Genomic DNA, 239 nt, shown 5'->3' on the forward strand with positions numbered 1-239 from the left:
CCCATATGCGGCGCCTTCCGGCGCGCGTCCTCTGGCGGGATCTTAACCGCGTCGCCGCCGACCCAGCCGGGGCCCGGCGTCTCGGGATATTCGTGACCCGGGGTGGCGATCAACTGCATGCCGACACAGATCCCGAGAAGCGGGCGGCCCTTCACCGCTACGGCTTCGACCATCGCGTCATAAAGGCCTTTGTGCCCGCGCAGCTACGTCGCGCAGGGGGGAAAGGCACCGGCTCCCGG

General features: G+C 69.5%; 1 pseudogene. It reads right to left on the reverse strand.

The window, feature by feature from the left end:
- Positions 1–239 (reverse strand): annotated as a pseudogene (locus tag R0J92_RS26305) (imidazole glycerol phosphate synthase subunit HisH); the annotation flags it as partial.

This window comes from Tritonibacter sp. SIMBA_163 (assembly GCF_046535935.1).
GTDB classification, from domain to species: Bacteria; Pseudomonadota; Alphaproteobacteria; order Rhodobacterales; family Rhodobacteraceae; genus Epibacterium; species Epibacterium scottomollicae.